Consider the following 14,646-nt stretch of genomic DNA (forward strand, 5'->3'; position numbering starts at 1 on the left):
TTTTTATTTATACAATATTAATTTCTAAAAAAGCATGGCACTTCAAAGTTCTTCTTATATGCGCTACACTTAAAGTAAAGAAAGGCGGGTAATTAACTATGTCAGAAAGAATCATTTACGCAGATCGTCCATTTCGTGACGAATTTATCGAAGAAATCCATACTATAGCTCCTGGTTATGTCTTCAAGACAGAATTACAACCAGAGGATCTACCAAATGTAGAAATCAGTTTGGGTTGGAACTCAAACTATCAAGAAAAACTATTAGCCTCTTCTAACTTGAAATGGGTACAGTCTATCTCAGCGGGAGTTGATCAACTCCCCTTGAAGCATTTTCAAAAAAACATATCTTACTTTCAAATGGAAGTGGTATCCACAGTGAATCGATCACCGAGCACGTCTTAGGAATCATTCTAGGTTATTCTCGCGGTCTTTTCCAAGCACAAAGGGCACAGAGTGAAATGAAATGGTTAGGTTCCTCAATCCATTACCAACCTATCCAAGGGAAAAAAATATTAATCATTGGAACTGGCCATATTGGAAAAATGATTGCAAAGAAAGTCAAAGCATTGGATATGATTTGCTATGGAATCAATACATCCGGTCATCCAGCAGAAGGAATGGAAAAAACTTTTTCTTTAAAGCAACTTCAGGAAGTTCTCCCTGAAGTAGATTTCGTCGTCAATATCTTACCTCTAACGGAGGAAACAACTGGACTCTTTGATCAACACATATTTGAACACTTTGATTCAAAAGCTGTATTTATCAATGTCGGTCGTGGCGCTTCTGTTAAAACGCAAGATTTGATACAAGCATTAAACAAGCAGCAACTTTCCTTTGCAGCATTAGACGTTTTTGAGGAGGAGCCTCTACCACAAAATCATCCTCTTTGGAAAATGGACAATGTACTGATCACGTCCCATATTGCAGGTTTGACACCTGATTTTCAAAAGAAATTAATGTCTATTTTTTTAACTAATCTAAAAAGCTACCTTGCTACTCATGACCTTCAAACCAATCAAGTCAAATTGTCTGCAGGATATTGATAGCTGAATCAGCCTATTTTAAGCAAGAGGGTGTGACAACTTGTCACACCCTCTTGCTTCTATTGTTTTTTAAAGTGATAGGTTGGTTCTTCTAGTTTTGGATCATAATCTACAAGTAAATCATATCCTTTAAAAAACCATTCATCTGCATCCTCAATAAAAAACAGTGTCCCATCTATTTCCACTTTCTTGACAGGATGTTCAGGCTGTTCCACTGACATCCCAATCGAAAAACCATCATGAACTTCTGTTTTGCCGTAGACTTTTCCAAAAAAACGTATTCCGTAAGTTTCTGGCAGATCGATTTCTGATTCAAACCATTTTTGTGCTTTTGGCGTTACTGTTAATTCCATCCTAACAACCTGCTTTCTATTGATTCATCTTATCGTCTAAAATATCCACATCGCCTGTCTCACCAATCACTAGCAGATTATCGTTTTCACGAACGTATTCATCTGCTGCAGGTGAAGCGATCACCGTTTGATCTACTCTGCGAATTGCAACTACTGTTAGGTCAAAACGTTGTCTGAAATTTAATTCAGATAATGTTTTATTGAAAAATTTAGGATTGGATACTCGGATTTCTGCTAAAGAATATTTATCTGACAACTCTAGGTAATCTAAAATATTCTTTGACACTAAATTATGCGCAATCCGTATTCCCATGTCTCGTTCAGGATGGACGACGCGATCAGCTCCGATCTTTTCAAGTACTCTGGCATGATACTCATTTTGGGCTTTTGCTAAAATATTTGGTACGCCCATTTCCTTTACCATCAGAGTAACTAAGATACTGGCTTGAATATCTTCTCCAATAGCGACAATTACATGATCGAAATTTCTTATGCCTAATGATCGAAGTGTCATTTCATCCTGTGCATTTGCCACAACAGCATGAGTGGCTATATTCATATATTCATTGACCCGATCTTCATTACTATCAATAGCCAGTACTTCTTGACCAGCTTCGATCAGTGTTCGGCAGATACTTCCGCCAAATCGTCCAAGACCTACAATTGCAAAATTTTGTTTCACCGTTTTCCTCCTTTAGTATCTTCTTTTCTCAGTATAACAAAGCCTTTACAAAAACAAAAGCAAGCATCATTATTGTAAAAAAGCCAAGAAAAATAATAGTTATTTTCTCAGCTTTTGATTATCCTCTTTATCATCGTTTTTATTTCACCAAACCATGTTTGAATGCATAGATAGCGGCTTGTGTACGGTCTTCCACTTCTAGCTTAGCCAATATATTGGAAACATGTGTTTTTACTGTTTTCAGTGTAATAAACAATTCGTCCGCTATTTCCTGATTACTTTTTCCTTCAGAAATCAGCATTAAAATTTCATTTTCCCGATTCGTTAGTTCTTCATGTAATACAGGCTCATTTCGCCGACTCATTTTTTCCATCATTTTTGTTGTCACTTCTGGTTCTAATACTCGCTCGCCACGTTGCGTTGCCCTTATAGCATCAGCAATTTCATGTGCGGTAGAGGTCTTCAACAAATACCCTGCTGCACCTGCTTCAATGGCAGGATAAACTTTTTCGTCATCAATAAAACTGGTTACGATAATGATTTTAGCTTCTGGCCAATCTTTTAAGATTGCTTTTGTTGATTCGATACCATCCATTTCTTCCATGACTAAGTCCATTAAAATGACGTCCGGTCGAAGTGTCATCGCCTTCTCATAGCCTTGTCGTCCATTTTCAGCTTCTCCAATTACTTCAATGTCTTCTTGAATAGATAAATAAGAAGAGACGCCTAAGCGCACCATTTCATGGTCATCTACTAGTAAAACTTTTATCATCCTTATCTATGCCTCCTTCATCAAAGGGACCTTGATTTCTACACTTGTACCTTGCCCTTTAAAACTAATGATTTTTACTGTTCCACCAATACCAGCTACTCGTTCTTTGATATTGTTCAATCCATAACTTCCCGTTTTCGTTTCATTCATATTAAACCCTGTTCCGTCGTCAATAATACGTAACAAAAGATTATTGTCTATTTTGTGCAAATATACCTCTAATTCATTGGCTTTGGCATGTCTTAATGTATTTGATAACAATTCTTGAACGATTCGGAACAAGTGATCCTCAATGGAACTAGATAGTTTTACATCTTCTACATCCCATTTCAGCGAAATCTGGATTTTATTTTGCAATTCCTTCAATAACTGCTCGATACCTTGCTTTAAACTTTTCTCTTCTAAATTGACTGGACGTAGATGAAGAAGCAGCGCACGCATCTCAGACTGGGAAGCGTTGATGATCTCTGCTACCATTTTCAACTGCTTGCGGAACATTTCTGGTGTCTCGCTTTTTTCTGCTTGCTCCGTCAATGCCGACATCATCATCATTGCTGCAAACAATTGTTGCGAAACTGAATCATGCAGCTCACGGGCTAATCGATGTCTTTCTAATTCTAAAATTTCTTCTTTGGTTTGTCCATCTACATATTGGGGACGGCTCGTTACAATTTGTAATTCACTAGATACTTCAATCATTTTTTCTTTTATCTTAGTGATTTCCTTATCAATATCTTTGATGTATAAATCGTCCGATGCACTTGGGATCGGAAGAAGCAACAATTTGGATTCATAATTGCCAGAAGAAAGTGCACGCAGCTTTTCTTCGATTTTCCCGTATTTTGTCTTTTGAATAAGTGATAATAATAGAAAGACAATTAATCCTACACCTAAGGAAATGGCTAACAAATGGAAGATAAGCGGAACATATAATAAACGTGCACGCAGTAATTCTCCCCACCAATGACTTTGATTGCTGGCATAAAAATAAGTGAAAAGTGAAAATAGAATAATAAGGAAAGCCGCAATCCCCGAATAAACAGCTAGCATCGCTCTGGATATTTTTCCCATCATATTCGTATCACCTCGACATCTCCAATCAAGGTATTAGTAATAATCTTCAATCTACGAGGGTTTTCATCATAATCACTGCTGTAGATTTTGATTTGTTCATTTTTCAAAGAAAATTGCTCTTCTTCAAACAAGACATTTCCTACTAATGTCGCATGCTCTAATCGGATGGCTACGCCCAAAGGTACTAAGATCCGTGTTCTGCCTATCCCTTTTCTTACAATCACAATATTATCATCTTTTGGCAAAAGCGTATTGCCCAAATCTATGATAGTATCACCAGAAATGACGGCGATGTTGATATCGTCCCATTCATAGACGTCGTTTCCAATACGTTGGTTACCGAATAATTGCTGTCTTTTCCGCTCATTATTATGTGTTTTTAATTGCTCTGTTTGGATCATCATGATCTGTTTCTTTCGCCAAAAAGCATTTTTGGTTAAATCTATCCCTGAAATCTCTACACCTTTCAGACCAATAAATAAAACGGCAAATACAGCCATCATCCATAAAGCAGGACTGTTGACTAAGCTAAAAAAAATGACCAAACTTCCTAATATCAATTGAAAATTTTGAAATTTAGTACGAGGATGTTTGCGCATAGCTAGATATATATTGAAAATACCGAATATCACTAAAAGCAAAAGTCCAGTATTGTTTACGATTTGCCAAACAGCAAATAACAGCAGTAGTGCTTCAACTACCACAAAAAAACGCCAAGAACTATTCATCGCTCTTTCTCCCTCCTGACACATTCTCATTTCATCATACCTATTTTTTTAACTGTTGGCTATAGGACTTTAGATGTAAGATCGTTTGTTGAAATCTAAAATACACAAAGAGAAAAAGATCTAGAGTGTATCATCAGTAAGATGAACTCTCTAGATCTTTCAGTCAGACTACGCTTGTTCTACTTTGACGATTTTAACTAACATATCGCCACCTGGAGTAACAATAGTTACTTCATCATTTTTACGTTTGCCAATCAATGCTTGCGCAATAGGAGAATCATTGGAAATTTTGCCAGAAAACGGATCTGCTTCAGCGCTTCCGACAATCGTGTACTCTTCTTCTTCTCCATCTGGTAGTTCGATGAATGTAACTGTTTTACCAATTGATACCTCATCTGCATCTACACCGTCGTTATCGATGATTTGAGCAAAACGAATCATATTTTCAATTGTTGTGATTCTTCCTTCAACAAATGCTTGTTCATCTTTCGCTGATTCATATTCAGAGTTTTCGGAAAGATCTCCGAAACCGCGGGCAATTTTGATTCGTTCAATGATTTCTCCGCGTTTGACTGTTTTTAGTTCTTCTAATTCTTTTTCTAATTTTTCTTTACCTTCTAGAGTCATTGGATAAACTTTCTCTACCATGTGTAACGTCTCCTTTTTTCGATAAAATACCGCAAAAGGTAATCTTTTGAGGAATATAGTCCAAAAAAGATTACCACGCTTTTCTTCAAATGTAAATGTTTTTCTAAAAATGATCAATGTCTAGAGCCTGTTTTTCTAAGAATTATTTACATATTTTTCCACTAATTCCATATGTTCTTCATAAGTTTTAGCGAAATAAACATTTCCAGTGCTCGTATCTGCTACGAAATAATAATAGTCATTTTCTGCTGGTTCTAATACTGCCTTGATTGCCTCTTCGCTTGGATTGTCAAAAGGTCCAGGTCCATAGCCGGTATTGGTATACAAATTATATGGTGAATCTACAGCTGTATCTTCATACGTCACTAATTCTTTGTGTTCACCTAATGCGTATAAAACAGAGATATCTGACTGAAGTGGCATATTTGCTTTGATTCGGTTAAAGAAGACTTGTGCAATGTTTTTACGATCATTTTCTTTTACGCCTTCTTTTTCAACTAGAGAAGCTAGAGTTAAAACTTCTTGTACAGTCAAATTTTTCTGCTTGATAGCTGAATAATAGTTTTGCATGACCGTATTCGTCTTGTTCACCATTTCAATCACTAGATCCTTAAGCGAAGTACTCGTGTAATAATCATATGTGGCTGGGAATAAGTAACCTTCCAAACGGTATTTTGTGTTCTCAGCTTTAGATGCACTTTCCAACAGTTCTGGGAATTTTTGGTGCAACTCGTTAAAGAAAGTCTCATCATTCACTAAATCTAAAAATTCTTTCTTGTCTTTACCAGTTACCTTCGCTACCCGTTCAGCAATCTGATCGATATCGTACCCTTCTGGAATGGCAATTTTCCCATCTGCAACTTTTGTTGGCTCAGAAGTACCGCCTTCTTGCAACTGTTTGCCAATCTCGTCAAGAGTCATATTAGGCGCTAACTGATAATAGCCAGCTTGAAAGCCAGTTAAATTTTTAAATTTTGTATAATAATTGAAAACAATCCCGCTTTTAATAATATTGTCCTTCTCCAAAATCTCACCAATCTGCTTGTTAGAAGAGCCACTCGGGATCTCGACTTGGACTAATTGGTCATCTGATTTATCTAAAGGCTTCAACCCGCTATCTACATAACGATACACGGTAAATCCAAGAAATCCGCCAATAATCAATAATGTAAGAGCAATCACTAAAATGATCTTCCTCACAATCTTATCTTCTTTTTTACGCAGATTTCTCCGCTTGTCGATTATATCTGCTGTAGCTGCCTTACTGGCTTCTTTTTTATCTTTACTTGGGTGTTGTTTGTTTCCTGACAAAACAACTCCTCCTTACTATCATCTTCGTAACTCTGTTTATTATACATGAAATTTCTACTGCCGTGAATTATTTTACCAAATATTATGTCAAAATTGTAAGTGGCAAATACTCTTTTTGAGGATTACAATGAAAAATAGTTAAAAATGGATAGAAAGGAATTAACATGTCAAAAGGAAAACATCGAAAAAAACAAAAAATCTCTATTTCTTTTCTTGTAATTTTATTATTGTCTGTCTGCTTCTTTTCAACAGGCATCATTATAGGAGGTCAATTAACAAAAACACCTCAGTCCCAAACTTATAAAGCGGAGCCAGCACAACTTACTTCCAATTTAACGCCCGATGAGCAAATGCTTGCTAGCAAAATTGATCAATTACTACAAAAATCAGATTATATCGGTTCGATTTATGTACGCAAAAATAATCGCGTACTATTAGAAAAAGGATATGGATATGCAAATCTGCGCGTAAAAGAATCGAATTCACCTTCTATTTACTATCAAATCGGTTCGATTCAAAAAGCAATGACTGCTTTACTGATACTAAAACAAATCCAAGCTGGTAAGTTAACTTTTGACACAAAGTTAGCTGAATTTTATCCTCAGATTCCTGGAAGTCAGCAAATCACAATCAAAAATATGCTTTATATGCGCTCTGGTCTTCATCGAACTGCTTCTCCCGACAAACCTATGTCGGATAGTGAAATCATTCAGTTCGCCCTTCATCATTTGAAACTTACTGATTATAATACGTATCATTATGAACCATTGAATTATACATTGCTTACAGGGATATTGATCAAACTAACGAATCAGCCTTATGAAACTCTTCTAAAAAAAGAAATCATTCGTCCTCTCCATCTAGAACATACAGATTTTTATGACAATATAAAAAATTCGCCTCAACATGCTGTATCTTACCAGATGTCTGCAACTGACGATTATTCAAAAGCATTGATCGAGCCTGAAACCGACATCCGAAATGAATTAGGTACGGGAAACATAAGTATGTCTGTTTATGACTTGAACAAATTCTTTACCAGTGTTCTTTCTGGCGGTATCATACCAAAAGAACTACTTTTCTCATTGTGGCAAAATAATGGTGATAAACATCCTTACAGCGGCGGTGTTTACAGTGGAAACGATTATATCCTTGCTCAGGGGAATATCAATCGATTCCATGCAGTAGTGGCGATGAAAAAAGACACTAAAGATGCCATCGTTATGGAAAGTAATATCCAATCAGATAAAAACATCAAATTGCCGGCCACTGATTTAAGAAATCAGATTTATGAACTGATGGAAGGTGTTAATTTAAAAAGCTAAGTCGAAACAAAAAAACCAGCATCTTGCTGGTTTTTGTTTTAGTTGATTTCTGACTTTAAATACCGTTCCATTCCGCTCAATATATCAAATTTAGGCTGATAGCCTAAAGAACGAATTTTTGAAATATCCGCTAAAGAATCACGAATATCCCCTGAACGCTCCGCTTCATATTTAAGCGCTAGCTCTGTTCCTAAGATTTGATCAATTGAATGGATCAATTCAAGTAGCGTAGTGCTTTTTCCTGTCCCGACATTGAATTGCTGTCCTAAAGCTTTTTCTTCCTTGGCAACAAGTAAAAGTGCTTGTATAACATCTTCTATATAAACAAAGTCTCTAGACTGACTCCCATCGCCAAATAAAGTAAATTCCGCTTTTTCTCCTGCCAATTGTTTTTTGTAACGATCCACTAGAATCGAAATGACTCCGCTATATGGAGAGTTCGGATTTTGATTTGGGCCATAAACGTTAAAAAATCGGACAGCACTTGTTGGAACATCATATAAATGACAGTAATCCAAAACATATTGTTCTGCTGCAAATTTATCGATAGCATATGGTGTTAATGGACGGATGACTGATTCTTCTTTTTTTGGCAGTGTTGGTTCATCACCATAAACTGCAGCTGATGAACTAAATACTAATCGTTTTAAATTAGATTGATATTTCCGTGCAAACTCAAGCAATAAAAGCGCACTGTCAAAATTTACACGATGTGTTTCTACAGGCCGTTCTACAGAATTTGCCACACTAGCTACAGCAGCTAGATGAAAAATATAGGCAAACTGATATTCTTTCATGATTCTTTCCATCAATTGAGAATCTGATACATCCCCCTCAATGAAAGTCACTTGTTTATCCATATCCAAGTTTTCTTTTTTTCCCATTGATAAATCGTCGACTACTACGATTTTGTTTTCTTTTCCCAAATAATTCGCTAGCGTTGAACCGATAAAACCAGCTCCGCCAGTAATCAATATAGTATCCACAAGTTTCACTCCAATTAAATTTTGTTATATTATAAAAATCAATTTATTATAATGTTTATAGCTTCTGCATTCAAATATCCTTTCCATACCCCATTGAAATCATACAAAGATAAGTAGGTCGATCCGTTAATATGATTATACTTCACTCTTGATTCAAACGTTTGGTTGTATAAGTTATCTGTACTATTACGCTTATCCCAATTAAAGTTTGACCACAAATTGTATCCTTTTTTCGTAATAGTAACATACCGATTATCGGTTAGAGGAATACCTTGTTTCCCGGCTGCTACTTGAACGGCCTCTGTATTTAAGTATCCTTTCCATACCCCATTGAAATCATACAAAGATAAGTAGGTCGATCCGTTAATATGATTATACTTCACTCTTGATTCAAACGTTTGGTTGTATAAGTTATCTGTACTATTACGCTTATCCCAGTTAAAGTTTGACCACAAATTGTATCCTTTTTTCGTAATAGTAACATACCGATTATCAGTTAGAGGAATACCTTGTGGTGGCCCGCTGATTTTATTTTCATAGTCAACAGATACATCAAAAACTCCTGGGACATCTGGAAAAGACATTTGAGATGTCCATTGCCAAGCACTATATTGTTGATATTTTTTTTCATCAGTGACAGTATAAGGGTAAGCAGCTACCCATATTTTTTTTTCACCCAAATCACGAGGATTAATCAATCCACTATTAATCCAGTTTAAACCTATATAGTGTTGTATATTAGAGTACCCAAGTAATTTAAGCTGATTTTCGAAAGCTTGAGCATTCTTTGTATGATTTGAATTAGCTGAAATACTATTTTCTTCTAGATCATTTATCATGACATCTGCTTTTGTTAACCCAACATCGTTAGCATTTTTAGCAAAATAATTTGCTTCAGCTCTAGCCTCGGTTTCGTTTTCATACCAACTATAATGATAGCCTCCTACTCTCATTCCCGCAGCTCTAGCATTAGAAATTTGGGCGCGAGCATATGGATTGATATAGGTTGTATACTCAGTCACTTTAACTATAACAGCCTTTATCCCGTAAGATTTAATTTTTTTAAATTGTTCCACAGTTATCGGTCCGTTATGTGAAGACACATCAATAAAATCTGTTCCTGGATTCTTATCTAAAGGTGTTATTAGTGAATTTATGGTGACATTACTTCTATTTCTTTTAGAACTATAATTTAAATCAGATCTATTAGATGGATACTCATTTATTGTGTCATATTGGATTACATTTGTTTTTTCAGTCTCAGAGTTTGCTTCAGAAGTTCTAGAAGTAGATTCTGTCGAGTAAATATATCTTGACGAACTACTAAAACTATCAGTTTCTTCTCTATTAATAATAGATTGAGAAGACTCAGATATCGCTTCTTCATTTTTCTCATCACTGCTTTCGTAGCTATACATGCCTACGTCACTGCTAATTTCAGTCTGATTATAAGTTTGGGTATCTGCTATGGAATAATTTGTTGAAGTGAATAACGAGGCTATCAATATGACAATATTAATAAAGATAGCTATTGTATTTTTCATAAGTATCTCCTTAATCCTATTTCTACACACTTAGTGAACTAGTGTTAATGTAATTATAGCATATAATAAAAGGGACTAAATAATGATTTTTATAAGCATAAAAAAGAGACAGTAGTTATTAATATACAAATATGCTAACTATACCTAGAATGCCTCTGGAAAATATATGCAAAAGATCTCCTAAATACTTTATTTAGAGACTTTAAAAATTCATTCTATAATAATTATCTCGTGCCTATTATAAGAAAAAAGATGAGGAGGTAAAATCATTTGTCAGCGATTATACCTTCTCATCTTATTATGTTTTCAGTGTTTCTAAAGACCAATTCAAATGCAAAACTAATAGATCCTACTAGTTTGATGTTCCTAAATACTATTAAAATCTTAAAATTATTTTGATAAACTCATTTTTGCAACTAGAGATTATTTATAATATAAATCTTTTTTGATTTGAGAAGTAGAGATTTCAGGTGTTCGTGGAAGGTATATTACTTCAGCATTAGTTTCTTTTTCAATAAAGTCAAATTTCCCAGCCCAATCATCTCCCATCACAAATCTATTTACTTTAAACTCTTTAATATCATTAATTTTTTGCTCCCAACTATTTTCAGGAATAACCAAATCTACATACCTTATTGCCTCTAATAGCTGCTTTCTTTTTTCGTAATCAAAGTAGCATCGTTTTTGTTTTTCATTCCAATTAAATTCATCAGTTGACAATGCAACTATAAGATAGTCACCTTGTTCTTTCGCTCGTCTCAGCAAATTTATATGTCCATAATGCAATAAATCAAAAGTACCGTACGTTATAACTTTCTTCATATTAATTCCACCTCTTATTTCCAGAATGCTACATAATGATGATTTGAAATCTGTTCTTTTTTTGGAGGTAATTTCATATAATCTCCATAGTATTGTGTTAAAAAATCCTCATAATTTTTAATACATTGCAATTCATAACCTTCGTATTGAATAGGAATTAAGTTGTCCCATTCAAACCACTCAGTAGGATAAACAGCCTTTGAAAACTTAACATACTCTAGATGTCCACAAAAATTACTTTTTTCAAAAGGATAATCTAATGCTTTTTTCTCATATAAATCATTCCAAAACTTGTATCCTCCTTTTCTCACTAAATTCCTATGGAGAGGATACTTAATAATTAATTTAGCTAAACTTCTTGGATATGAATAAGAACGTGCATATAATTTTCCTATACTATTCATAAAATTCAGTTTTAATTTATCCATCTCTTCTCCTATTTCTTTTTGTTTTACAGGATTATCTGGTAACCCATCAAACGGAAAAATATCAAGAAAAACGCCCAAATCCTTCTCTTCATAATTAAACACTTGTGTTGATACTAATTTAGTTTGTGGATTAAATAGCTTTGAAAAAGTATAACGATAATTGGTTCGATTATATGGACTAGCTAAAATATACTTTTCGTCATTTTCAAGAATCTTCAATAATTTTATATAATCATTCCTAGGCATAACTATGTCTACATCATCATCCCACGGAATGAAACCTCCATGGCGAACAGCTCCTAAAAGAGTTCCATAATAGATTGAATAACGTAGTTTCTCTTTCTTACAAATAGAATCAACGTAAAGTAACATTTCTAAAGCAGCCGACTTAATTTCTGCCAGATTCATCTTTCGCTCCATTTTACTCATTTCTTAATGTCCCCTTTAAATTTCCATTTAGCGCACCTAAATAACTCCAAAATAGGAAAGAACCAACCGTATTGACCAAAATAATTTCATTATTAAACATGCCGGACATGACTAAAACAATTTCAATAGTGAGTAAACTTAAGAATTGTAAACTTAACTCCTTTTGATAGGAATAATAACAAAATATGATTTTTACTCCATTGACTATCAAAAACACCATAAAGGGGAGAAAACCAAGTAAGCCAACACTTGTCAAGACATTAAAAAAAGCATTATGCACTACTATTGATTTCTGAGAAATAAATGTATTAGGTAATTTGTCATGAGCATATGGTAATAAATTTCTCGGAGAAGTTCCATAAATAGGAGAAGTTTTGAATATTTCAACTGAACTTTTCCAAATTGAGAAACGCATATTTGATATATCAGAATTGTCTACAACATCTTTACGGTCTAAACTTATAGGTTCTTTTTTATCTTCAATAGTTTTTTCATTTGCTTCTTCTGTTTTATATAATGTTGAGTAAATCTTATTAGGTATAGTAACTAACACATCTTTTGTCCCATTTTGAACTATCAGATATCCAAATAGTACTAATAGAGTCAACACACTTGAATATAAAATCTTTTTTAAAGTAGAGGACTTTTTTAATCCTTGCTTATAAAAAATTATAGAAAATGCAATAAATCCGAAAGCTAAATAGCTTAAAAGTAAAGCACTTCTCGACCCCGTTAGCAATAAGGTGAAGTATTGTACTACGATATTGACTATTAAAAATGTTTTGATAAAGAAATGTTTTGTATTGAAATACATAAACAAGTAGTATGAACATAATATAATAGTAACCAAAGCAGTAGTTGCGCCGTAATTTGGATCTCCAAAGACTCCAAATAGTCTAGATTCTAAAAAGCCGATTCTTATGTGATCTCTTGGTCCAGGTCCATAGACAAATACATAACTATATTGAATAAGATACATTACTAGAGACACAAATGATAGTAGAAACATTCCTATCATCACAATGTAATTTATATAATCTATTATAGAAAAACTATTCTTTTGTCTTTTGATAAATTGATATATTCCGATTGTATAAACACTATTCCATACTAGTAGTTTTAAATTACTAGTTATTCCATAATTTCTATTTAATATCGTAGATATCAGAAATGCTAACAAAAATATTACGATTAACCAATCGGTCCAATCTTTATGTTTTTCTATTAAAAAATTGTATAATTCATAAAGAACTACAATAAAACCGACAAAAGCTAAAAAAGAAAATAATATGCTATCTAATTTGGACGGTAGCAAACTGTATATATTCATAGATCGTATGATTAACGCAAAAATTAAAATAAGTAAATATGATTTTTCCAGATAAGGTTTATTTTTAAGATTATTCATTATTTCACTCCTAAATTTTCCAAAAGTTGTATCCAATATTCTTTTATTTCATCCATGTTAAAATCATTAACTCTTTTTAATGAAATATTTTGCCATTTTAAACGCTCTTCATAACTATTACATAGTTTATTTACTTCTTCAGACATTTCATTAATTTTGTAGTTTTCGATTAAAATACCATATTTACCATTATCTAAAATTTCTTTAGCTCCACTATGTTTAAAGCTGATTATGGGTAACCCACATTCCATTGCTTCGATTAAGACAAGCTGAAATGACTCAATTCGTGAAGTCGAGATAAAAATAGAACTATTTACATAATGTTCGATTAATTCTTCTCCTTTCAAAGCACCGACATATTCAATTACATTTTCTACACTATTCTTTTTTATAAGTCTTAAAAACTCTTCTATTTGGTCCTCTCTACCATTTGCTGCAACTCTTATTTTCCAATTATTTGGTATATTTTTTGCTACTTCAACAAGATAATCAAGTCCCTTAATCTCTATATCTAATCTAGAAGTGAAAGAAATTACTTTCTCCCTTAAATTAGACTTTTCACTGGTGTTAAAAGTAACAGGATTATGAATTATTACTGAATTATTATTGTATTGTCTATAAGTCTTTAGATCTGTTTGCGTCAAACAAACTACTCTATCTACTGTTGCTAAAGATTTTTCATATGATCTTAAATAGTTTTTTACTAAAGAGCCAAAACTCTGTTCTGCAGATTCATGCATCCATGCTATTTGTTTAACCTTAGGATATTTTTTTCTCAAAGGAATTGTAAATATTGACACTGCAGTAAAAGAATTTAGAATGATACACTCTACATTAAATCTTTCAATTAATTCGTAAAGCTGTTCAATTTCTCTTTTATAGTATTTATACGGAGTAAATTCTCCACCACTAAAAATATATTCTGTACTTTTTTTTAACTTGTCCAATATTTTGTTATGCGTTCCTTTAAAAAAAATGTTTTTTCTTCGGGAAGATTCGAATAATTATCTGTATACTTGTAAGAATAATATACTAAATTGTGAGTCTTATCTAGTTCCTTTCCAAGTGTTGCAGCGATGATATTAGCTCCT

General features: G+C 33.6%; 14 protein-coding genes and 1 pseudogene. 2 read left to right on the forward strand and 13 right to left on the reverse strand.

Annotation, left to right across the window (positions count from 1 at the left end; all coding sequences use genetic code 11):
- The first annotated feature begins 98 nt into the window (after positions 1 to 98).
- Positions 99 to 1,045 (forward strand): annotated as a pseudogene (locus FTX43_RS13495) (phosphoglycerate dehydrogenase).
- A 59-nt stretch (positions 1,046 to 1,104) separates the two neighbouring features.
- Here the strand turns inward: FTX43_RS13495 and FTX43_RS13500 are convergent.
- The 7 genes from FTX43_RS13500 to mltG all read right to left on the reverse strand — a co-directional run bounded on the left by FTX43_RS13500 (position 1,105) and on the right by mltG (position 6,613).
- A complete protein-coding gene (locus FTX43_RS13500; protein ID WP_002292868.1) occupies positions 1,105 to 1,398 on the reverse strand; it encodes a HesB/YadR/YfhF family protein in 294 nt (97 codons plus the stop codon).
- 16 nt (positions 1,399 to 1,414) lie between these two features.
- A complete protein-coding gene (locus FTX43_RS13505) occupies positions 1,415 to 2,080 on the reverse strand; it encodes a TrkA family potassium uptake protein (protein ID WP_002292869.1) in 666 nt (221 codons plus the stop codon).
- Between the two features lie 139 nt (positions 2,081 to 2,219).
- Complete coding sequence (locus tag FTX43_RS13510) at positions 2,220 to 2,852, reverse strand: response regulator transcription factor (protein ID WP_002289153.1); 633 nt, start codon at positions 2,850 to 2,852, stop codon at positions 2,220 to 2,222.
- Between the two features lie 6 nt (positions 2,853 to 2,858).
- Positions 2,859 to 3,926 (reverse strand): two-component system sensor histidine kinase LiaS, encoded by a 1,068-nt coding sequence (liaS, locus tag FTX43_RS13515; protein ID WP_002289154.1) that lies wholly within the window; start codon positions 3,924 to 3,926, stop codon positions 2,859 to 2,861.
- Complete coding sequence (gene liaF / locus FTX43_RS13520; protein WP_002292871.1) at positions 3,923 to 4,654, reverse strand: cell wall-active antibiotics response protein LiaF; 732 nt, start codon at positions 4,652 to 4,654, stop codon at positions 3,923 to 3,925. Before liaF ends, liaS begins: the two co-directional genes overlap by 4 nt.
- Positions 4,655 to 4,822: 168 nt before the next feature.
- On the reverse strand, positions 4,823 to 5,302 hold the full coding sequence (gene greA, locus FTX43_RS13525) for a transcription elongation factor GreA (protein WP_002292872.1): 480 nt from the start codon (positions 5,300 to 5,302) through the stop codon (positions 4,823 to 4,825).
- Positions 5,303 to 5,437: 135 nt separating this feature from the next.
- The gene (gene mltG, locus FTX43_RS13530; protein WP_002289159.1) at positions 5,438 to 6,613 is read right to left on the reverse strand and encodes an endolytic transglycosylase MltG; all 1,176 of its coding nucleotides are present in this window, start codon (positions 6,611 to 6,613) and stop codon (positions 5,438 to 5,440) included.
- Between the two features lie 164 nt (positions 6,614 to 6,777).
- On the opposite strand from mltG, the gene FTX43_RS13535 reads away from it, so the two are divergent.
- Entirely contained in the window at positions 6,778 to 7,938 is a 1,161-nt protein-coding gene (locus FTX43_RS13535) for a serine hydrolase (protein WP_002310313.1), read from the forward strand.
- Positions 7,939 to 7,976: 38 nt separating this feature from the next.
- On the opposite strand, the gene FTX43_RS13540 is transcribed toward FTX43_RS13535, so the two are convergent.
- From FTX43_RS13540 to FTX43_RS13565, 6 genes are all read right to left on the reverse strand, one after another.
- Positions 7,977 to 8,924, reverse strand: a complete 948-nt coding sequence (locus tag FTX43_RS13540; RefSeq protein WP_147607121.1) for an NAD-dependent epimerase/dehydratase family protein — start codon at positions 8,922 to 8,924, stop codon at positions 7,977 to 7,979.
- A 38-nt stretch (positions 8,925 to 8,962) separates the two neighbouring features.
- Positions 8,963 to 10,468 carry a GH25 family lysozyme gene (locus tag FTX43_RS13545; RefSeq protein ID WP_147607122.1) on the reverse strand — a complete coding sequence of 502 codons (1,506 nt, stop codon included), beginning with the start codon at positions 10,466 to 10,468 and terminating at the stop codon, positions 8,963 to 8,965.
- Between the two features lie 423 nt (positions 10,469 to 10,891).
- Positions 10,892 to 11,290 carry a glycerol-3-phosphate cytidylyltransferase gene (gene tagD / locus FTX43_RS13550; protein WP_002334670.1) on the reverse strand — a complete coding sequence of 133 codons (399 nt, stop codon included), beginning with the start codon at positions 11,288 to 11,290 and terminating at the stop codon, positions 10,892 to 10,894.
- 14 nt (positions 11,291 to 11,304) lie between these two features.
- Positions 11,305 to 12,147, reverse strand: a complete 843-nt coding sequence (locus tag FTX43_RS13555; RefSeq protein WP_226072194.1) for a phosphorylcholine transferase LicD — start codon at positions 12,145 to 12,147, stop codon at positions 11,305 to 11,307.
- Positions 12,140 to 13,555 (reverse strand): O-antigen ligase, encoded by a 1,416-nt coding sequence (locus FTX43_RS13560; RefSeq protein WP_002334672.1) that lies wholly within the window; start codon positions 13,553 to 13,555, stop codon positions 12,140 to 12,142. The genes FTX43_RS13555 and FTX43_RS13560 overlap by 8 nt, the downstream gene beginning before the upstream one ends.
- On the reverse strand, positions 13,555 to 14,502 hold the full coding sequence (locus FTX43_RS13565) for a glycosyltransferase (protein ID WP_261801540.1): 948 nt from the start codon (positions 14,500 to 14,502) through the stop codon (positions 13,555 to 13,557). Before FTX43_RS13565 ends, FTX43_RS13560 begins: the two co-directional genes overlap by 1 nt.
- Positions 14,503 to 14,646: the final 144 nt, after the last annotated feature.

Source organism: Enterococcus sp. DA9 (genome assembly GCF_008000875.1).
Classification (GTDB): Bacteria; Bacillota; Bacilli; order Lactobacillales; family Enterococcaceae; genus Enterococcus_B; species Enterococcus_B lactis.